The following is an 18,771-nucleotide window of genomic DNA, read 5'->3' on the forward strand; positions in this document are numbered from 1 at the left end:
GCCGGGCACAAGGAGTAGCACAATGATCCGCTCTTTATGGATTGCCAAAACCGGCCTCGAAGCCCAGCAGACAAATATGGATGTGATCTCCAACAACCTGGCGAACGTTAGCACCAACGGCTTTAAACGCCAGCGCGCCGTGTTTGAAGATCTGCTGTATCAGACCATGCGTCAGCCGGGGGCTCAGTCATCCGAGCAGACCACCATTCCGTCTGGCCTGCAGTTGGGTACCGGCGTGCGGCCGGTCGCCACCGAGCGCATTCACAGCCAGGGCAGCCTGACCCAGACCAATAACAGTAAAGATGTGGCCATCGACGGTCAGGGCTTTATTCAGGTACTGATGCCCGATGGCACCACCGCCTACACCCGCGATGGTTCTTTCCAGATCGATCAGAACGGCCAGTTGGTGACCTCCAGCGGCTACCAGATCCAGCCAGCGATTACCGTACCTCAGGACGCCCAGACCATCACCATTGGTAAGGACGGGATCGTCAGCGTCACCATCGCAGGCCAGACCAATCCGCAGCAGGTGGGGCAGCTGACTCTGGCAACCTTTATCAACGACTCCGGTCTGGAAAGCCTGGGCGAGAACCTGTACCGCGAAACTCAGGCCTCTGGCGCACCAAACGAGAATACCCCGGGGCTGAACGGCGCCGGTTCTCTGATTCAGGGCTACGTGGAAACCTCGAACGTGAACGTGGCGGAAGAACTGGTCAATATGATCCAGACCCAGCGTGCCTATGAAATCAACAGTAAAGCCGTATCAACGTCTGACCAGATGCTCCAGCGTCTGAGCCAGCTTTAATACCGCTTAGCCATACCGTGCTCCGCCTGAAGGCGGAGCCGTAACCGCAGTGACCAAAGACATGACCTTATCCTGTACTCAAATGTCCGCCAGTGGCGGCCGCTCTACCCTCCGTAAACGGTCCGGTGCCTTTGCTGCTCTGGGCCTGAGCCTGTTGCTCAACGGCTGCGCCTATCTCCCGCACAAGCCGCTGGTTGATGGCCCGACCACAGCACAGCCGGTGCCGGTGGCGTCCAGCGCTGCCAGCGGTTCCATTTTTCAGTCGGGACAGGCCATGAATTACGGCTATCAGCCGATGTTCGAAGACCGTCGCCCGCGCAACATCGGCGACACCCTGACCATTGTGTTGCAGGAAAACGTCAGCGCCAGCAAGAGCTCTTCGGCCAACGCGTCGCGCGATGGCTCCGCAGGCCTGTCGTTTGAAGCCATGCCGCGCTTTATGAACGGCCTGTTCGCAGGCGATCGCGCCAACACCGCCATCACCGGCAATAACGACTTTACCGGTCGCGGCGGCGCGGCGGCGCAGAACACCTTTAGCGGCACCATTACTGTGACGGTTCACCAGGTTCTGGCTAACGGTAACCTGCATGTGGTGGGTGAAAAACAGATAGCCATTAACCAAGGCACGGAGTTTATCCGCTTCTCCGGCGTAGTGAACCCGCGCACCATTAGCGGCAGCAACACCGTGATCTCCACCCAGGTGGCAGACGCCCGCATCGAGTATGTCGGTAATGGCTATATTAACGAAGCGCAGCAAATGGGCTGGCTCCAGCGCTTCTTCCTGAATCTTTCTCCGTTTTGAGTAGGTGATAATGAAGAATTCAGTTTTTGCCTGGTGCCTTTGCCTGCTGTCTGTCGGTGTAAGCCTGATGGCGGCCCCCTCTGCCATGGCCGAGCGCATCCGGGATTTAACCACCGTTCAGGGCGTGCGCAGTAATGCCCTGATCGGCTACGGTCTGGTGGTGGGTCTTGACGGTACCGGCGACCAGACCATGCAGACCCCGTTTACCACCCAGAGCCTGAACAACATGCTCTCTCAACTGGGGATTACCGTTCCGGCGGGTACCAATATGCAGCTGAAAAACGTGGCCGCCGTGATGGTGACCGCACAGCTTCCCCCGTTTGCCCGCGCCGGGCAGAAAGTAGATGTGGTGGTCTCTTCACTGGGTAACGCCAAGAGCCTGCGCGGCGGCACCCTGCTGATGACGCCGCTGAAAGGCGTGGATAACCAGGTCTACGCCCTGGCTCAGGGTAACCTGCTGATTTCCGGCGCCGGTGCCCAGGGTGGCGGTAGCAGCGTTCAGGTCAACCACCTGAACAGCGGACGTATCACCCACGGCGCCATCATTGAACGCGAAGTACCGGCGGATTTCGCCAACGGCAACACGCTGAATCTGCAACTGAATGAAGAAGACTTCACCGTAGCGCAGCAGATTAGCGACGAGATTAACCGCCGCTTCGGCGGCGGCACCGCGCTGCCGGAAGATGGCCGCACGGTGCGGGTCTACGTACCGCGCGACGGCGCCGGTAAGGTGCGCTTCCTGGCCGATATGCAGAATATCCCCATCCGGGTGGGCGTATCGGACGCCAAAGTGATCCTTAATTCGCGTACCGGTACCGTGGTGATGAACCGCAACGTGGTACTGGATTCCTGCGCCATCGCTCAGGGCGATCTGACCGTGGAAGTCAACCGCTCTCTGGAAGTTAATCAGCCGGATACGCCGTTTGCCGGTGGCCAGACCACGGTCACGCCGAACACCCAGATTTCGTTGCGCGAACAGGGCGGCTCGCTACAACAGGTCAATGCCAGCGCTAATCTGAACAGCGTGGTACGGGCGCTGAACAACCTGGGGGCCACCCCGAACGATCTGATGGCGATTCTGCAGGCGATGCAAAACGCAGGCTGTCTGCGTGCGAAACTGGAGATTAACTAATGAAAGGGACGGCAGCATTCGATATCCAGTCGCTCGCCGCACTGAAGAAGGAGGCGAACACCTCCCCCAACGGTGCGTTAAGGAAAGCGGCGCAGCAAATGGAAGGGCTGTTCGTACAGATGATGCTAAAAAGCATGCGCGACGCCACCCCGGAAGGCGGGCTACTCGACAGCAGCCAGTCGCGGATGTTTACCGCGATGTACGACCAGCAGATCTCCCAGGATATCGCCGCCCGGGGCCTGGGGCTGGCGGATGTGATGGTTAAACAGTTCGGCGGCGAGCCGGAAACCACTACGGTACACAGCGCCTCTCACGAGGTACCGCTGGCCCTGAGCCAGGAGGCGCGCAACAACATGCCGCTTCAGGCTCTGAACCAGGCCGTACGACGGGCGGTTCCTTCGCTGGAATCTGCGCCGCTGCCTGCCCAGCCCACCGGCCCGGTGCTGAACAACGCCAACTTTATTTCACGCCTGTCCGCACCGGCCCAGCAGGTCGCGCGCGAAAGCGGCATTCCGGCGCAGCTGATTATGGCTCAGGCGGCGCTGGAATCCGGCTGGGGTCAGCGCGAAATCCCGACTCAGGACGGCAAACCGAGCCACAACCTGTTCGGCATTAAGGCGACCGGCGGCTGGAAGGGACGCACCACCGAAGTCACCACCACCGAATATGTGGACGGTATCGCACAGAAGGTGAAGGCGAAATTCCGGGTTTACGACTCTTATGCCCACGCGCTTTCCGACTATGCTTCGCTGCTGACCCGCAACCCACGCTATCAGAAAGTAGTTGGCGCGCAAACTCCCGAGCATGGCGCCAAAGCGCTTCAGGCGGCGGGCTACGCGACCGACCCCAGATATGCGCAGAAGCTGATTTCCATTATTCAAAACGTGAAAGGCAATCTGAACCAGGCGGTAAAAGCGTACCAGACCGATCTGAGTTCAATTTTCTAAAAATGACAGAGAAGTTTTGCCCTGTTATGCCGATAACGCTAGCAGGGACTTCACTCTGCCAGCGCCCCGCGACTGGCCGGAAAGATAAAACGGGAACACTATGTCCAATCTCATGTATCTGGCCCGCAGTGGGCTAAGCTCAGCCCAATCGGCCCTTAACGTCGTGGGTAACAACATGAACAATGCCTTCACCGAAGGCTACAGCCGACAAAGCATCGTTCTGGGACAGGCCGGCGGTAAAAGCACCAACTACGGCTTTTTCGGCTATGGCGTGCAGGTAGACGACGTCCAGCGCGCCTACGACGGCTTTATTAATAATCAGCTGCGCGGCGCCACCACCAATTTTATGTCGCTGTACAGCCGCAATACCCAGCTAACCCAGATCGACAATATGCTGGGCGACGACAGCTCCAATGTCTCCGCTTCGCTGAATAATATTTTCTCCGCCATGGAGGGAATCTCGAAGGATCCGGTGGGGGCTGCCGAACGTCAGGAAACGCTGTCGAATATGCAGTCCATCAGCTACCAGTACCAGAGCTACAGCAACACGCTGAACGGACTGGAAAAGAGCACCAACACGCTGATCGAACAGTCGGTAAAGGACATTAATACCGCCACCGAGCAGCTGGCGAATATCAATAAAGAGATATCCAAGATCCAGGCACAGACCGGCGGCGTACCGGCGGATCTGCTGGATCAGCGCGATCTGCTGCTGAACCAGCTGAGCCAGCAGGTCGATATCCGGGTGGAAGAGAACACCACCACCGGCATCGTTTCGGTTTCGATGGCTAACGGCCTGCCGCTGGTTAACGGCGATCGCTCCTACAAGCTGGAAACCAGCGCCTCGCCGGAAAATCCGGCGCAGACCATCGTCTCTTACGTTGACGCTTCCGGTAATAGCATCCGTCTGGACGAAAGCAAAATCACCAACGGCAACCTCGGCGGCCTGTTCAAGTTCCGCAACGAAGACCTGGTACAGGCGCGCAACGACCTGAACATGATGGCGTTACAGATGGCCAATCGCTTCAATGAAGTGAACCGCGATGGCTACGATCTGAACGGTAATCGCGGCGAGGATCTCTTCAGCTTTAAAGATCCGGTGGCGCAGGCCAACCGCAACAACGCCGGTGACGCCAGCTTTGACATTAGCTGGACCAACATCAGCGAAGTACAGGCCCAGGAATACACCCTCACCTTTAAAGGCCCGGGTCAGGACGACTGGGAAGTAGTACGCGCTGACGGCAGCAAGGTCACGCCAACCATTGGCGACAACGGCGAGCTGGAGTTCGACGGTATCTCCATGATGCCGAACGGTACGCCTCAGCCGGGCGATAGCTTCCGCATGAACCCGGTGGAAAACGCGGCCGGTAGCCTGAAGGTCGCCATCACCAGCGGCGATCAGATTGCCGCTTCCAGCTCTGACGATCCCACCAACGAAAGTAACAACGAAAATATTAAAGCGCTGATCGCCATTCGCGATGAGCGTCTGATCGGTAACGCGACCCTGACGGAAGCCTACGCCAGCCTGGTGAGCAACGTCGGTTCTTCCATGAGTTCGCTGAAAAGCAACCTGCAAACCAGCGCTAAAGTGGTCACGGCAGTACAGACCCAGCAACAGTCCGTAGCCGGCGTGGACATCTATGAAGAGTATGTGAACCTGCAGATGTTCCAGCAGTATTACCAGGCCAACGCCCAGGTGCTGCAAACCGCAGTGAGCATTTTCGACACTATTCTGAGCATTCGATAACGGCTGCCGTGACAAGGAGAGACCAGGACTATGCGTCTAAGCACTAATTTTATGTACCAGAAAAATATCGAAAGCCTGTCGAATGCGATGGTTAAAGGCAACGATATCTACACGCGTCTGGCGGCGGGCAAAATGCTGCTCAATCCGTCTGACGATCCCTCCGCTGCTTCCCAGGCCGTGACGTTGCAGAACAGCCTGTCCCGCGCCGATCAGTTTACCACCGCGCGTACCTACGCCCAGGACAAGCTGGGTCAGGAGAATAACGCGCTGACGGCGATCTCTAATCTGATGACCAATAATCTGGCGGAAAAGATTGTGGCAGGCGGTAACGGCTCTTACTCCGACGCCGATCGCGAAGCGCTGGCGACCGAACTGCAGGGCATTCGCGATAACATGATGGATATTGGCAATAGCAAAGACAGCAATGGCCGCTATATCTTCTCTGGCTATAAGACCAACACCCAGCCGTTTGATAAAGAGACCGGCGCCTATTCCGGCGGCGATACTCCCATGTCTCAGGTCGTGGCCGACAGTACCGAAATGCAAGTGGGCCACACCGGTAGCGACGTCTTTATGAGCGGCACCGACGACGATATCATCGTCCAGTTGGATCGCGCTATTGCAGCGCTGAAGCAGCCAGTGGAATCCGATGAGGATCGCGAAGCGCTGCAAAAAACCCTGGACGAGGTGAACGTCTCTATTAAGAAAGGCGTGGACAACCTGGGCCGTATCCAGGCGGAAGTGGGTACCAGCCTGCAACAGCTGGAAGCCCTGGGCTTTAGCGCCGATACCCAGCGGGTCAACCTGGAAACCCGCCTGCAGGATACCGTGGGTTCTGACCCCAACTCGATGGTCACCATGGTGGCGGCATCGAAGATGTCGGAGTTCTCACTGAGCGCCTCGATGATGGTATTCCAGTCCATGCAGAGCATGTCGCTGTTTAATATGGTGCGTTAAGCACACGGGGCCGCCAGTTCCGGCGGCCTTTTTTATTCGATAACCCGCCGTTTATCATTATCTCATCCCCCTACTGCCACCGGGCATTTTATCGTAGCGGGCACGGCGCAACAGGGATTAGCGCTTGTTTACGCCGAAATACCGCGACATATTTACACACAACCTCTAATGCGTATACTTCTCACTTGTATTCACATAATTATTCATTGTCTCTTTTTTTCGGCTTACCGATCTCACGCCAGCGAGACCAGAGACTTCGTGTGGGCCTGATAGCACCCATAACAATAAGGATTCCAGTCACAATGCCTTCCCCATTCAGAGCAGCATCCACCCCCTCGCTGTTGGCCGTCAGTATTGGCCTGGCGCTACTCTCTCCGACCTTCGCGGCCCAGGCCGAACCCGAAGAGACGATGGTCGTCGACAGCAGTGCAACACCGAACGTGGCAGACGATAAGCAGGACTACAGCGTCAAGACCACCACGGCGGGCACTAAAATGCTGATGATCCAGCGCGATATTCCGCAGTCGGTCAGTATTATCAGCAAACAGCGTATGCAGGATCAGCAACTGAATTCGCTGGGGGATGTCCTGAGCAACACCACCGGTATTACCACCAACATGTCGGATTCGGAGCGTAGCCTCTATTATTCTCGCGGCTTTCTGATTGATAACTACATGGTGGACGGGATCCCCACCTTCTTTGAATCGCGCTGGAATCTGGGAGATGCGCTGTCCGATACCGCGCTGTTCGAACGCGTGGAGGTAGTGCGTGGCGCCACGGGGCTGATGACCGGCACCGGCAACCCTTCGGCGGCCATCAATATGGTGCGTAAACATGCCGACAGCCGCACGCCGACCGGCGATATCTCTGTGGAGTATGGAAGCTGGAACAAGCAGCGCTATGTGGCTGACCTTTCCACGCCGCTGACCAGCGACGGGCGCATCCGCGGTCGGATGGTGGCGGGCTATCAGCATAACGATAGCTGGCTGGATCGCTATACAAGTGAGAAGAAGTTCTTCTACGGCGTGCTGGATGCCGACCTGACCGACGCCACCCGCTTTTCTGTGGGCTATGAATACCAGCAGATCGATGTCGATAGCCCAACCTGGGGCGGCCTGCCGCGCTGGTATACCGATGGGGGCTCCACCCATTTCGACCGCAGCCGCAGCACCGCGCCGGACTGGGCCTATAACGACAAAACCTTCAAGAAAGTCTTCGCCACCCTAAACCACCGCTTCGATAACAACTGGGAAGTGACCCTGAACGGCACCCACAGCGAAACGGAACTCGACAGCCGCCAGATGTACCTGGATGCGCTGGTCGATCGCAGCACTGGCAATCTGGTCAGCCCTTATGGTCCCTCTTACCCCGTAGTGGGCGGAACCGGTTACAACACCGGAAAACGTAAAGTCGATGCGCTCGATCTGTTCGCCAGCGGCAATTATGAGCTGTTTGGCCGTCAGCATCAGTTGATGGTCGGCACCAGCTACAGCAAGCAGAATAACCGTTACCTGAACGCCTGGGCCAATGTCTCCGCCGAAGAGGTGGGCAACGTCTGGAACGGCACCGCGCACTTCCCGGAAACCGACTGGGGCCCGATGGACGTGGCGCAGGATGACACCATCCACATTAAATCGGCCTATACATCGACCCGTATCTCGCTGGCGGACCCGCTGTACCTGATTCTGGGCGCCCGCTACACCAAATGGAGCATCGACGGGCTGACCCAGCATATGGAGCAGAACCGCACCACGCCTTACGCCGGGCTGGTGTATGACATCAACGATAACTGGTCGACCTACGCCAGCTATACCTCCATCTTCCAGCCCCAGAGCTACCGGGATATTAACGGCAAGTATCTGTCGCCCACCACCGGTGAAAACTACGAGCTGGGCGTGAAGTCCGACTGGATGAACAGCCGTCTGACCACCTCGCTGGCGGTGTTCCGTATCGAGCAGGATAACGTGGCCCAGACCACCAACCAGATTATCCCCGGCACCACCGAAACCGCATACCGGAGCGTGAACGGTACGGTCAGTAAAGGGGTTGAGCTGGAAGTGAACGGCGCGCTGACCGACAACTGGCAGATGACTTTTGGCGCCACCCGCTATCTGGCCGAGGATGGCGACGATAAGGCGATCAATCCAGAGCTGCCGCGCACCTCGCTGAAGCTGTTCACCAGCTACCGCCTGCCTGCGCTTCAGGCCCTGACCGTTGGCGGCGGCGTGAACTGGCAGAATGGCACGTATCAGGATGTCGCTACCCCGGACGGCACCTGGCGCGCGAAGCAGGGCAGCTATGCGCTGGTCGATCTGTTCGCCCGCTATCAGGTGAATAAAAACCTGTCGCTACAGGCTAATCTGAATAACCTGTTCGATGAAACCTACGACACCAGCGTCAGCCGCTCCGTGGTTTACGGCGCGCCGCGCAACTTCAGCGTTACCGCCAACTACCGGTTCTGATGATGTCCCGGGCGGCGCTACCGCCGCCCGGTCATTTCGCTTAGCGCCTGCTGCAACTGGCGGTAAAGCCCGCGAATGGCCGGAGAAAACTGACGCCGGTGGGGGCAGATAAAGTTCAGGGGCGCCGCCTGGCCCGGAATCTGCGGCAGCAATATCTCCAGCCTGCCGGCGGCGATATCCGGATAGAGATCGATCCACGATTTATAGACAATCCCCATACCTGCCACCGCCCAGCGCCGGGCCACATCGGCGTCGTCGCTAATCAGTCTGCCGTGAATTTTTAACTCCCTCGGCCCCTCTTCGGTATCAAACGGCCAGCGATCCCACGCATGACCGTTGATGGTAAACAGAATGCAGTGGTGACTGGCCAGAGCGTCCAGACTTTCCGGCCTGCCGTAACGCGCCAGATAGTCCGGCGAAGCCGCCAGCACCCGACGATTATCTTGCGCCAGCGGCAGAGCCACATAGCTGCTGTCATCCAGCACGCCATAGCGGATTGCCACATCCACCGGATCGCGAAACACATCGCTTATCCTGTCGGAAAGCGCCAGCCGCAGCGTGAGCTTAGGGTGCTGTTCACAAAACGCGGTAATCGCCGCCAGCAGCACATTGCGGCCGGTATCGGAAGGGACGGAGATTTTCAATTCGCCGCTGAAGGCTTCATCGCCGCTGTGCAAACTTTCCGCGCCCGCCTGGACGACCTCCAGCATCTCCAGCGCATAGGGCAGATACCTTTCCCCTTCCGCCGTCAGCCTCAGGCTGCGGGTGGAACGGGCGAACAGCCGCTTATCCAGTTCCCGCTCCAGGCGCTGCACCGCCGCGCTCACCTGGCCAGGCAGCAGATTGGCTTCGCGCGCCGCGTTGGAAAAACTGCCCAGCGCGGCGGAGCGAACAAACAGCCTGATATCTTCCAGACGAATCATCCGGTACCCCCAATACTTAGAAGCGACGGCTAACACTGTAAATGATTTTCACTGCAGGAGTGAAAGTCCTGCTCTTTATCTGCCGTTTTTCGCTGATAGCGCGGCGGCTACCCTGTTTTTTTAGCAACGCGGCACCGTGGGCGCCGTTTATTCACCACTTTATAAGGAAGCGTTATGAAAGCCATTGTCTACAGCCAGAACGGTTTACCCATTACCGACCCCCAGTCGCTGTATGAAACCGAGCTGCCCAAACCGCAGCCCGGCGCCCACGATCTGCTGGTTAAAATCCGCGCCATCTCCGTTAACCCGGTGGATACCAAAGTCCGCAACGGCGCGCCGACCGATACGCCGCGCATTCTGGGTTGGGATGCCGTTGGCGAAGTGGAAGCCGTGGGTGAAAGCGTGACGCTGTTTCAACCCGGCGATGAAGTGTTTTACGCAGGCTCTATTGTGCGGCCCGGCGCCTATGCCGAATATGGCCTGGTGGATGAACGCATCGCGGGACATAAGCCGCGCTCCCTGGGCGATGCCGATGCCGCGGCGCTGCCGTTAACCTCCCTCACCGCCTGGGAACTGCTATTTGACCGCCTGCAGGTGGGCGAAAAAGAAGATGCGGCGCTGCTGATTGTCGGTGCGGGCGGCGGTGTGGGCTCTATCATGACCCAACTGGCGCGCCAGCTTACGTCGCTGACCGTGATCGGTACCGCCTCGCGGCCGGAAACCGCCGAATGGGTGAAATCCCTGGGCGCTCATCATGTTATCGATCACAGCCGTCCGCTGGCCGAAGAGCTGAAAAAAATCGGCATCGACCAGGTACGTTACGTGGCCAGCCTGACCCATACCGATAAGCACTTCCCTCAGATTGTAGAAGCGCTGGCGCCCCAGGGGCGGATGGGGGTCATCGACGATCCGGAAGTGCTTGATGTGATGCCGCTGAAACGCAAGGCCGTTTCACTGCACTGGGAGCTGATGTTTACCCGCGCTATCTTTCAGACCGAGGATATGCAACGTCAGCATGAAATTCTGGAAAACGTCAGCCGCCTGATTGATAACGGCACCCTGCGTTCCACCCTGGGTGACCACTACGGCCAAATCAACGCGCAGAACCTGCGCAAGGCCCACGCGTTAATCGAAAGCGGTAAAGCGCGCGGGAAGATTGTGCTGGCAGGGTTTTAACCTCTTTTGCTATTCAAGCGCTACCGCCTTAACCCTCTGCCTGGCAAAGATGTCATACGCCAGGCTCTGGCGTTACGACTCTTGCGGGTTACGCATTAATGCATCGGATTCATAACAGCATATCGTTATCGTCTGTAGTGGCTCGTCTGTCCATGGTCTATAGTGATTGTCGCCGTGGCCGGTTCCTGCATCGGCGGCATTGCAGAAACTCAGGAGATGCTGGATTTCTGCGGCGAGCACGGCATTACTGCGGACGTGGAAATGATTGATATCCAGAATATTAACCACGCCTTCGAACGTATGGAAAAGAGCGATGTGAAGTACCGCTTTGTTATCGATATGGGCACGCTAAAGGCCTGACCCCGCTACAGCCGCAAATGATGGAGGCAAATAATGACGCAACGAACCTGGTTCATTACCGGCGTGAGTAGCGGTTTTGGCCGCGCGCTAACACAGCAGCTGTTACAGAAAGGCGATCGCGTGATCGGTACGGTACGCAGCCACGGCAAAGTAGAGGATCTGCTGGAAAACTGGCCAAAAACATTTAGCGCACCGCTGCTGGAGATGACGGACAGCGCCGCCGTGCGTCGAACCGTCGATGATGCCTGGCGTCAGCACGGGCGTATCGATGTGGTTATCAGTAATGCCGGTTATGGCCTGTTTGGCGCCGCCGAAGAGCTGAGCGATGATGAGATTCAGCAAATAATTGCGACCAATCTGACGGGCGCCATCCAGCTTATTCGCAGCGCCCTGCCCCATATGCGCCAGCAGGGCGGCGGGCGGATTATTCAGATCTCCTCTTACGGCGGGCAGGTGGCTTTTCCGGGCAACTCGCTGTACCACGCCACCAAGTGGGGTATCGAAGGCTTTGTGGAGTCCGTGGCGCACGAAGTGGCCCCCTTCGACATTGGTATGACGCTGGTAGAGCCCGGCGGCGCCCGTACCGAGTTTCGCTACGGCAGCGCCCGCGTGGCTAAACTGATGCCGGAATACGACACCAGCCCCGCCCATGCTTTCCAGAGCATGCTGGATCCCGCCAACGGCCTGGCGCCGGGCTGCCCAGAGCGCATGGCGGCACGCATTATCGAAAGCGTGGACATCGACCCAGCGCCGTTGCGTATGGTGCTGGGCTCCAAAGCCCTGCAAAACACCATCGCCGTGCTGCGCCAGCGCATTACGGATTTTGAAACCCAGCGTAAACAGGCGGCCTCCACCGACATTCCTGACGGCCGGTAACCTTCCCCGGCGCTATCATTCACGATAGCGCAGCGCCTCCACCAGCAGGGAGAAGGCCCGGGTATGCTGTCTGCGGCTGGGATAGTAAAGGTAGTAGCCAGGGAATGGCTCACACCAGGACTCCAGCACCCGCACCAGGCTCCCTTCCTCCAGTTCCTGCTCCACGCAGTTTTCCGGCAGATAAATCAGACCTAAGCCCGCCCGGGCGGCGGCGATACGGTGGCGCAAGTCGTTAATGGTCAACTGCCCCTCCACCCTGACCCGCAGCTCTTTACCGTCGGCAGAAAACTCCCACGGCAGCATCCCCCCCAGGGTCGGCAGGCGCATATTCACACAGCGATGGTGCTGAAGATCCGCCGGGGTCTGCGGCGGCGCATGGCGGGCAAACCAGTCGGGCGACCCTACCACCGCCATGCGCATCGGCGGGCTGACGGGAACCGCCACCATATCCTTCGCCACCTGTTCGCCCAGCCGGATACCGGCGTCAAAGCGGTGGCTGACAATATCCATCAGCGTATTATCTACGGTGACTTCCACATGAATATCCGGCCACTGAGTCAGAAAGCCCTGCAACACCGGCCAGAGCACGGTATCGACGGCGTGCTCACCGGCAGTGATACGAATATTGCCCGCAGGCCGATCACGCAACTCCTTTAACAGACTGAGCTCCAGCTCAATTTCGCTGAAGTGCGGACCAATACGCTCCAGCAACCGTTCACCGGCTTCAGTAGGCGAGACGCTGCGGGTGGTACGGGTCAACAGACGAATGCCCATTCGCTCTTCCAGCGCGCGCATCGAATGGCTGAGCGCCGACTGGGAAAGCCCCAACCTGGCGGCGGCGCGGGTGAAACTGCGCTCCCTGGCCACCACCAGAAAGGCGATCAGGTCGTTAAAATTCTCTTTAAGCAAAAGGGCGCTCCGGTAAGATCTTATCCCCCAGTATATGCTCAGTTATGAGCTTATCTCATGAGTCCATTCACATTTTGCCCGCTAATCAACCTGAGCCACGCCTGTTACGCTTATTCCATCAGCAATTCACCAATGGAGAACCTGCCATGAAAATTATCCGCAACGCCTCAACCCCCTCCGTTCAGGGACCGGAAAACTACTTTACTGGCCGGGTGCGTATCGATTCCCCGTTCCAGGCCACAGAGCCCGCAAAAGTGGGCGGCGCAACCGTCACCTTTGAACCCGGCGCCCGTACCGCCTGGCACACCCACCCACTGGGCCAGACGTTGATTGTCACCCACGGCAAAGGGTGGATTCAGTGCGAAGGCGAAGCCATTGAAGAGATGAACCAGGGCGATATCGTCTGGATCCCTGAAAAGGTAAAACACTGGCACGGCGCCACGCCGGATAACGCCATGACCCATATCGCCATTGCCGAGTCGGTGGATGGTTCACCGGTGACCTGGCTTGAGCAGGTCACCGATCGGCAATACCAAAAATAATCCCGCCGCCGGGCAGTACGCCCGGCGCGAGCCCTTTTCGTTACATTCCCCCACGTTATCCAATCCGCCCGTTAAATAAATTTTTAATATGACTCAGTGACTTGCCAATTCTCCCTGGCTGTGACAGTCTGTTCTTCGATCTTGTATATACAACCATAGTCATTCGCAGATTGCGACGTTCTGCCTGTCATCTTCCCGCCGCCACTGGCGCAACTCATCCTGACAAGGAGAACCTATGTCTTCCCCATCGATCCATACTCAAACAACCAACGCGCCGGGGGTCTCGCTGAGGGAGTTCCGGTCTATCGACTACATTCCCCATACGGAGCGTCACGGCCACCCTTTCAGCCAGTTCACCCTGTGGTTTGGCGGCAATCTGCAAATCACGGCCATCGTCACCGGCGCGCTGACGGTAGTGCTGGGGGGCGATGTGGTCTGGTCGCTGGTGGGTCTGTTGACCGGCCAGATTCTGGGGGCCGCTGTGATGGCGCTGCACGCCATTCAGGGACCACGCTTCGGCATGCCGCAGATGATTATCAGCCGGGTGCAGTTTGGCGTTTATGGCGCGGTGATCCCGCTGGTGCTGGCCTGCCTGATGTACATCGGCTTTTCGGCGAGCGGCACGGTGCTGGCCGGACAGGCGATGGCGCAACTGCTGCACGTGGGCAACAGCACCGGCATGATGCTGTTCAGCGCCATCATCATCGTGGTGGCGATTCTGGGCTACCGGGTGATTCATAAGCTGGGCAAACTGGCGAGCGTTATGGGGATTCTGGCTTTCGCCTGGCTGTTTGTGACGCTGCTGCTGTCCAACGATGTCGCCACGCTTCTGCACAATCGCCACTTCACGCTGTCTTCCTTTTTGCTGGCGGTGTCGCTTTCCGCCTCCTGGCAGCTGGCCTTCTGCCCCTATGTTTCTGACTACTCCCGCTATCTGCCCCATACCGTTTCGGCTCGCTCCGTCTTTAGCGCCGCCTTTTGCGGCACGGTGCTCGGTACCCAGGCTTCCATGACGCTGGGAGTGTTCGCCGCCGCCATTGCCGGTAGCGCCTTTTCCGGCAACGAAGTCAGCTATATCGTTGGCCTGGGTAACAGCGGCGCCATGGCGATGGTCATCTATTTCGCCATCTGTTTCGGCAAGATAACCTTCACCACCATGAACGCCTATGGCAGCTTTATGTCGCTCACCACCATCGTCTGCGGCTTTCGCAAGACCACCGCCATCGGCCAGAGAACGCGCACGCTGTTTGTGGTGACGATGGTCGGCCTTTCCTGTGCTATTGCGCTGCTCAGCGAGCCTGACTTCCTGAAAAGCTTCACCCATTTTCTGCTGTTACTGCTGGCCTGTTTTATTCCCTGGAGCGCCATGAGCCTGACGGATTACTACCTGATTTCCAGAGGCAAGGTAGACATTCCGGCCCTGAGCGCCCCCCATGGCCGCTACGGACGCTGGAATGGTTATGGTATTGCGGTTTATCTGCTGGGACTGGCGATTCAGGTGCCGTTTGTCGCTAACGCGTTCTGGCAGGGAGGGCTGACCTGGCTGTTTGGCGGTAACGATATCTCGTGGATTATCGGCTGGTTCTTTACCGCCATTCTCTACTACAGCCTGCGACGTTTTGACCGGCGCCGGTTGCCGGAGCAAACCCGGCTCCCCTGAACGACTATGCCCCAAAATCCCCGCCGTTCGCCAGCCTTTCAAGAAAGGCGCGGAGCAATGGCTTCAGCGCCTTTGCCTTGTCATCGACCAGGTTGAAAGGATGGCTTTCGCGCATATAGTTGCACTGCGCCAGTTCGACCTGCACCGCATACTGACGTCGAGCCGGGGAGCCGTACTGGCGAGTGATATAGCCGCCCTTAAAGCGACCATTCAGGACATAGCGGTACTGCGGGTATGACTCGCACAATTCAACCATCGCCTGCGCCATGGCAGGCGGGCAGCTCCTGCCGTCGTTGGTGCCCAAATTAATATCGGGCAGCGCGCCGTCGAACAGGCGGGGTATCACCGAAGCAATAGAGTGGGCATCGTAAAGCACCACATAGCCGTGCTGCTGCCTGATGCGCGCCAGCTCTGCCTGGAGTTTCTGATGATAAGGCTGCCAGATCTCCGCCAGCCAGCGCTGGCGACAGGCATCATCCGGCTCCTTTCCTGCTTTCCAGGCGGGTGTGCCGTCGAACAGCGTCTGAGGGAACAGCCCGGTGGTGGCGCTGGCGTAGAGCGGTGTGTCGTCCGGCGCCCGGTTAAGATCGACCACAAAACGCGAATAGTGCCCGCGAATAATGCTGGCTCCCAGCCCGGTGGCAAAATCATAGAGTTCAGGGATATGCCAGTCGGTATCCGGCAGGGGCAGCGCTTCGGGGCTAAGCCCCTGCTCCGCTTCCGGCGTCAAACGGGTTCCGGCATGGGGAATGCTGACCAGCAGCGGTGCGCTGCCCTGGTGAAAATCATACGCCATCATCGCAGTTCTCCTCTGTAGACCACCTCGCACGGCAGGGTACCGCCGAGCCAGTACACCAGCCCGGCGGGCTCGGTAATGTTCCAGTGCACGAAGTCCGCCACTTTCCCCGGCTCCAGGGTGCCGTGGCTTGCCTGAAGACCGAGCGCCCGGGCGGCGTTGAGAGTCACCCCCGCCACAGCCTCTTCCGGCGTCAGCCCAAACAGGGTACAGCCCATATTGAGCATCAGCCGCAGCGACAGCGCCGGAGAGGTGCCAGGGTTAAGATCGCTTGCCAGCGCCATCGGCACCTTATGCTGCCGGAAACCGGCCACCGGAGGGTGCTGCGTTTCACGCATCAGATAGAAGGCGCCGGGCAGCAGTACCGCTACGGTGCCGTGCTCCGCCATCGCGCGAATATCTTCATCCGTGGCATATTCCAGGTGATCGGCAGACAGCGCCTGATAGCGTGCCGCAAGCTCCGCGCCGCCCAACGCCGAAAGCTGTTCGGCATGAAGCTTCACCGGCAGCTCCAGCTTGCGGGCAGCCTCAAACACCTGCGCCACCTGGGCGGGGGAAAAGGCCAGATGCTCGCAGAAGGCGTCCACCGCATCGGCCAGACCGGCGGCGTGGGCTTCCGGCAACAGTTCGTCGCACACCACCTGAATCCAGTCATCAGGATGGTCACGATATTCCGGCGGCACCGCATGAGCCGCCAGGCAGGTGGTCACCACCTCCACCGGCATCTGCTCCCCCAGACAACGCGCGGCCCGCAGCATACACAGTTCGGTCGGTTTATCCAGGCCGTATCCGGACTTGATCTCCACCGTAGTGACGCCGTCCGCCATCAGTAGCGCCAGCCGCTCCCGGGCCAGTTCAACCAGGGTTTCCAGGCTGGCTTCACGGGTGGCCCGCACCGTGGAAAGAATGCCGCCGCCCTGAGCCGCGATATCGGCATAGCTCACGCCGTTAAGCCGCTGTTCAAACTCGGCGCTGCGGTCGCCGCCAAACACCAGATGGGTATGGCAGTCGATAAACCCTGGCGTCACAATTCCCCCCGCAAAGCGGTGGCGATGGGTCGGATTGAAGCGGACCGCCTCCTGCGCCGGGCCGATCGCGACTATCCTTCCTGCCGTCACGGCGATAAAGCCATCGCGAATAATATTCCATGCGCCGTCGCGCATGGTGACCAGGTCCGCGCCGCTCCAGAGCGAGTCGCAATCATTACTGGATTGTTCAGCCATATCGCCTCTTCGATGATTTACAGTGCGTCATAGTGTATGTATATGTATATACAACTAAGACAGCGAGGATCAACCATGACCCGATATTTTGTGGAGCGTGCCTTACTGGATGACCAGTTGGCCAGCGATGTAGCCATTGAGGTTAATCACGATGGCAATATCGAAACCCTGACCCCCAATGCCAAACCGGAAGGCGCCCACCGGCTTGCGGGGATCATGATTCCCGGCCTCGCTAACCTGCATTCCCACGCCTTCCAGCGGGCGATGGCCGGGCTGACCGAAGTCGCCGCTGACGACAGCGACAGCTTCTGGACCTGGCGCGACCGGATGTATCAATTGCTCGGCGCCATGACGCCGGAACAGGTGGGCATCATCGCCCGCTATCTCTATATCGCGATGCTGAAAGGGGGCTATACCCAGGTCGCAGAGTTTCACTATCTGCACCACGCGCCGGACGGCACCCACTACGCCGGTGACGATATGCTGTGGCAGCTTATCCATGCGGCGCGGGAGAGCGGTATTGGTATGACGCTGCTGCCCGCGCTCTATAGCTGGTCCGGCTTTGGCGAACGGTCACCGGAAGCCGGTCAGCGCCGCTTTATTCACTCGACCGACGACTATCTTCAGCTTCAGACACGGCTTGCGGCGGCCATCCGCGACGAGCGGCTCATCAACCACGGTATCTGTTTTCATTCGCTGCGCGCCGTTAGCGAGCGGCAGATCGATGAGGTGCTGGGCAACGCCGGGTCGCATCTCCCGGTGCATATTCATATCGCAGAGCAGGAAAAAGAGGTGCGGGACTGTCTGGCCTGGTCAGGTCAGACGCCGGTGGCCTGGCTGCTGGACCATGCGCCGGTGGATGAGCGCTGGTGCCTGGTGCATGCCACTCACCTGACCGGGCAGGAAACCGCAGCCCTGGCCCACAGCGGCGCGATTGCTGGCCTGTGTCCCACTACCGAAGCCAGCCTGGGAGACGGTCTGTTTCCCGCCACCGACTACCTGCGCCACGGCGGGCGTTGGGGCATTGGTTCGGACAGCCACGTCTCGCTGAGCGTGCTGGAAGAGCTGCGCTGGCTGGAATACGGGCAGCGCCTGCGCGACAGGCAACGCAACCGGCTGGCGACCCGGGCGCAGCCCATGGTCGGGAATCTGCTGCTGTCGCAGGCGGCAAGCGGCGGTGCTCAGGCCTGCGGCATTCGCGGCGGCCGTCTGGCTCCCGGCCTGCGCGCCGACTGGCTGCTACTGGACGACGACGCATGGCTGGGGACCTGCCCCGAAGCGCATATGATAAACCGCTGGCTGTTTGCAGGCGATCGCACCGCTATCCGCCACGTCTGGGTCGCTGGCAGGGCAGTGATTCAGGATAGAACGCATCCGCTGGAACAGCAGGCGGCCCGCGACTTTGCGCGGGTGATGAGGGAGTTATAAAAATAATTCAACTTATATCACTGCCG

At 58.9% G+C, this 18,771-nt stretch carries 16 protein-coding genes and 1 pseudogene; 13 read left to right on the forward strand and 4 right to left on the reverse strand.

Features of this window, described 5'->3' with window-relative positions:
• Positions 1-22 precede the first annotated feature (22 nt).
• From flgG to fhuE, 7 genes are all read left to right on the forward strand, one after another.
• Entirely contained in the window at positions 23-805 is a 783-nt protein-coding gene (gene flgG, locus SCU88_RS24480; protein WP_175340151.1) for a flagellar basal-body rod protein FlgG, read from the forward strand.
• A 139-nt stretch (positions 806-944) separates the two neighbouring features.
• A complete protein-coding gene (locus SCU88_RS24485; protein ID WP_421805406.1) occupies positions 945-1,607 on the forward strand; it encodes a flagellar basal body L-ring protein FlgH in 663 nt (220 codons plus the stop codon).
• 67 nt (positions 1,608-1,674) lie between these two features.
• Positions 1,675-2,739 carry a flagellar basal body P-ring protein FlgI gene (locus tag SCU88_RS24490; RefSeq protein ID WP_241666616.1) on the forward strand — a complete coding sequence of 355 codons (1,065 nt, stop codon included), beginning with the start codon at positions 1,675-1,677 and terminating at the stop codon, positions 2,737-2,739.
• Entirely contained in the window at positions 2,739-3,686 is a 948-nt protein-coding gene (gene flgJ / locus SCU88_RS24495) for a flagellar assembly peptidoglycan hydrolase FlgJ (RefSeq protein ID WP_175340152.1), read from the forward strand. The genes SCU88_RS24490 and flgJ overlap by 1 nt, the downstream gene beginning before the upstream one ends.
• 100 nt (positions 3,687-3,786) lie before the next feature.
• Positions 3,787-5,433: a flagellar hook-associated protein FlgK gene (gene flgK / locus SCU88_RS24500; RefSeq protein WP_175340153.1), complete on the forward strand. Its 1,647-nt coding sequence runs from the start codon at positions 3,787-3,789 to the stop codon at positions 5,431-5,433.
• A gap of 30 nt (positions 5,434-5,463) precedes the next feature.
• The gene (flgL, locus tag SCU88_RS24505; protein ID WP_175340154.1) at positions 5,464-6,390 is read left to right on the forward strand and encodes a flagellar hook-associated protein FlgL; all 927 of its coding nucleotides are present in this window, start codon (positions 5,464-5,466) and stop codon (positions 6,388-6,390) included.
• Positions 6,391-6,692: 302 nt separating this feature from the next.
• Positions 6,693-8,852 (forward strand): ferric-rhodotorulic acid/ferric-coprogen receptor FhuE, encoded by a 2,160-nt coding sequence (gene fhuE / locus SCU88_RS24510; RefSeq protein ID WP_175340155.1) that lies wholly within the window; start codon positions 6,693-6,695, stop codon positions 8,850-8,852.
• Between the two features lie 17 nt (positions 8,853-8,869).
• Here fhuE and SCU88_RS24515 read toward each other — a convergent pair whose 3' ends face one another.
• A complete protein-coding gene (locus SCU88_RS24515; RefSeq protein WP_138094948.1) occupies positions 8,870-9,775 on the reverse strand; it encodes a LysR family transcriptional regulator in 906 nt (301 codons plus the stop codon).
• A 174-nt stretch (positions 9,776-9,949) separates the two neighbouring features.
• Between SCU88_RS24515 and SCU88_RS24520 the strand changes: the two genes are divergently transcribed.
• The 3 genes and pseudogenes from SCU88_RS24520 to SCU88_RS24530 all read left to right on the forward strand — a co-directional run bounded on the left by SCU88_RS24520 (position 9,950) and on the right by SCU88_RS24530 (position 12,187).
• On the forward strand, positions 9,950-10,951 hold the full coding sequence (locus SCU88_RS24520; RefSeq protein WP_138094949.1) for a zinc-binding alcohol dehydrogenase family protein: 1,002 nt from the start codon (positions 9,950-9,952) through the stop codon (positions 10,949-10,951).
• Positions 10,952-11,122: 171 nt separating this feature from the next.
• Positions 11,123-11,311, forward strand: a pseudogene (locus SCU88_RS24525) (NAD(P)-dependent alcohol dehydrogenase); the annotation flags it as partial.
• Positions 11,312-11,344: 33 nt separating this feature from the next.
• On the forward strand, positions 11,345-12,187 hold the full coding sequence (locus tag SCU88_RS24530; RefSeq protein WP_175340156.1) for an SDR family oxidoreductase: 843 nt from the start codon (positions 11,345-11,347) through the stop codon (positions 12,185-12,187).
• 15 nt (positions 12,188-12,202) lie between these two features.
• Here the strand turns inward: SCU88_RS24530 and SCU88_RS24535 are convergent, their stop codons facing one another.
• The gene (locus tag SCU88_RS24535; protein ID WP_175340157.1) at positions 12,203-13,096 is read right to left on the reverse strand and encodes a LysR substrate-binding domain-containing protein; all 894 of its coding nucleotides are present in this window, start codon (positions 13,094-13,096) and stop codon (positions 12,203-12,205) included.
• 146 nt (positions 13,097-13,242) lie between these two features.
• On the opposite strand from SCU88_RS24535, the gene SCU88_RS24540 reads away from it, so the two are divergent.
• Positions 13,243-13,638 carry a (R)-mandelonitrile lyase gene (locus tag SCU88_RS24540; protein WP_175340158.1) on the forward strand — a complete coding sequence of 132 codons (396 nt, stop codon included), beginning with the start codon at positions 13,243-13,245 and terminating at the stop codon, positions 13,636-13,638.
• Between the two features lie 286 nt (positions 13,639-13,924).
• The gene (locus SCU88_RS24545; protein ID WP_241666617.1) at positions 13,925-15,298 is read left to right on the forward strand and encodes a purine-cytosine permease family protein; all 1,374 of its coding nucleotides are present in this window, start codon (positions 13,925-13,927) and stop codon (positions 15,296-15,298) included.
• A 4-nt stretch (positions 15,299-15,302) separates the two neighbouring features.
• Here the strand turns inward: SCU88_RS24545 and hutG are convergent, their stop codons facing one another.
• Positions 15,303-16,097 carry an N-formylglutamate deformylase gene (gene hutG, locus SCU88_RS24550; RefSeq protein WP_175340159.1) on the reverse strand — a complete coding sequence of 265 codons (795 nt, stop codon included), beginning with the start codon at positions 16,095-16,097 and terminating at the stop codon, positions 15,303-15,305.
• The gene (gene hutI / locus SCU88_RS24555) at positions 16,094-17,317 is read right to left on the reverse strand and encodes an imidazolonepropionase (RefSeq protein ID WP_175340160.1); all 1,224 of its coding nucleotides are present in this window, start codon (positions 17,315-17,317) and stop codon (positions 16,094-16,096) included. Before hutI ends, hutG begins: the two co-directional genes overlap by 4 nt.
• 75 nt (positions 17,318-17,392) lie before the next feature.
• Here hutI and SCU88_RS24560 point away from each other — a divergent pair, with 75 nt between their 5' ends.
• Complete coding sequence (locus SCU88_RS24560) at positions 17,393-18,745, forward strand: formimidoylglutamate deiminase (protein WP_175340161.1); 1,353 nt, start codon at positions 17,393-17,395, stop codon at positions 18,743-18,745.
• Positions 18,746-18,771: the final 26 nt, after the last annotated feature.

This window comes from Jejuibacter sp. L23, assembly GCF_050815825.1.
GTDB classification, from domain to species: domain Bacteria; phylum Pseudomonadota; class Gammaproteobacteria; order Enterobacterales; family Enterobacteriaceae; genus Jejubacter; species Jejubacter calystegiae.

Coding starts and splice junctions, on each gene's coding strand:
- SCU88_RS24515 (WP_138094948.1), bottom strand. CDS start 9,775: ATGATTCGTCTGGAAGATATCAGGCTGTTTGTTCGCTCCGCCGCGCTG.
- SCU88_RS24530 (WP_175340156.1), top strand. CDS start 11,345: ATGACGCAACGAACCTGGTTCATTACCGGCGTGAGTAGCGGTTTTGGC.
- flgG (WP_175340151.1), top strand. CDS start 23: ATGATCCGCTCTTTATGGATTGCCAAAACCGGCCTCGAAGCCCAGCAG.
- hutG (WP_175340159.1), bottom strand. CDS start 16,097: ATGATGGCGTATGATTTTCACCAGGGCAGCGCACCGCTGCTGGTCAGC.
- SCU88_RS24560 (WP_175340161.1), top strand. CDS start 17,393: ATGACCCGATATTTTGTGGAGCGTGCCTTACTGGATGACCAGTTGGCC.
- fhuE (WP_175340155.1), top strand. CDS start 6,693: ATGCCTTCCCCATTCAGAGCAGCATCCACCCCCTCGCTGTTGGCCGTC.
- flgL (WP_175340154.1), top strand. CDS start 5,464: ATGCGTCTAAGCACTAATTTTATGTACCAGAAAAATATCGAAAGCCTG.
- flgJ (WP_175340152.1), top strand. CDS start 2,739: ATGAAAGGGACGGCAGCATTCGATATCCAGTCGCTCGCCGCACTGAAG.
- SCU88_RS24490 (WP_241666616.1), top strand. CDS start 1,675: ATGGCGGCCCCCTCTGCCATGGCCGAGCGCATCCGGGATTTAACCACC.
- SCU88_RS24520 (WP_138094949.1), top strand. CDS start 9,950: ATGAAAGCCATTGTCTACAGCCAGAACGGTTTACCCATTACCGACCCC.
- hutI (WP_175340160.1), bottom strand. CDS start 17,317: ATGGCTGAACAATCCAGTAATGATTGCGACTCGCTCTGGAGCGGCGCG.
- flgK (WP_175340153.1), top strand. CDS start 3,787: ATGTCCAATCTCATGTATCTGGCCCGCAGTGGGCTAAGCTCAGCCCAA.
- SCU88_RS24540 (WP_175340158.1), top strand. CDS start 13,243: ATGAAAATTATCCGCAACGCCTCAACCCCCTCCGTTCAGGGACCGGAA.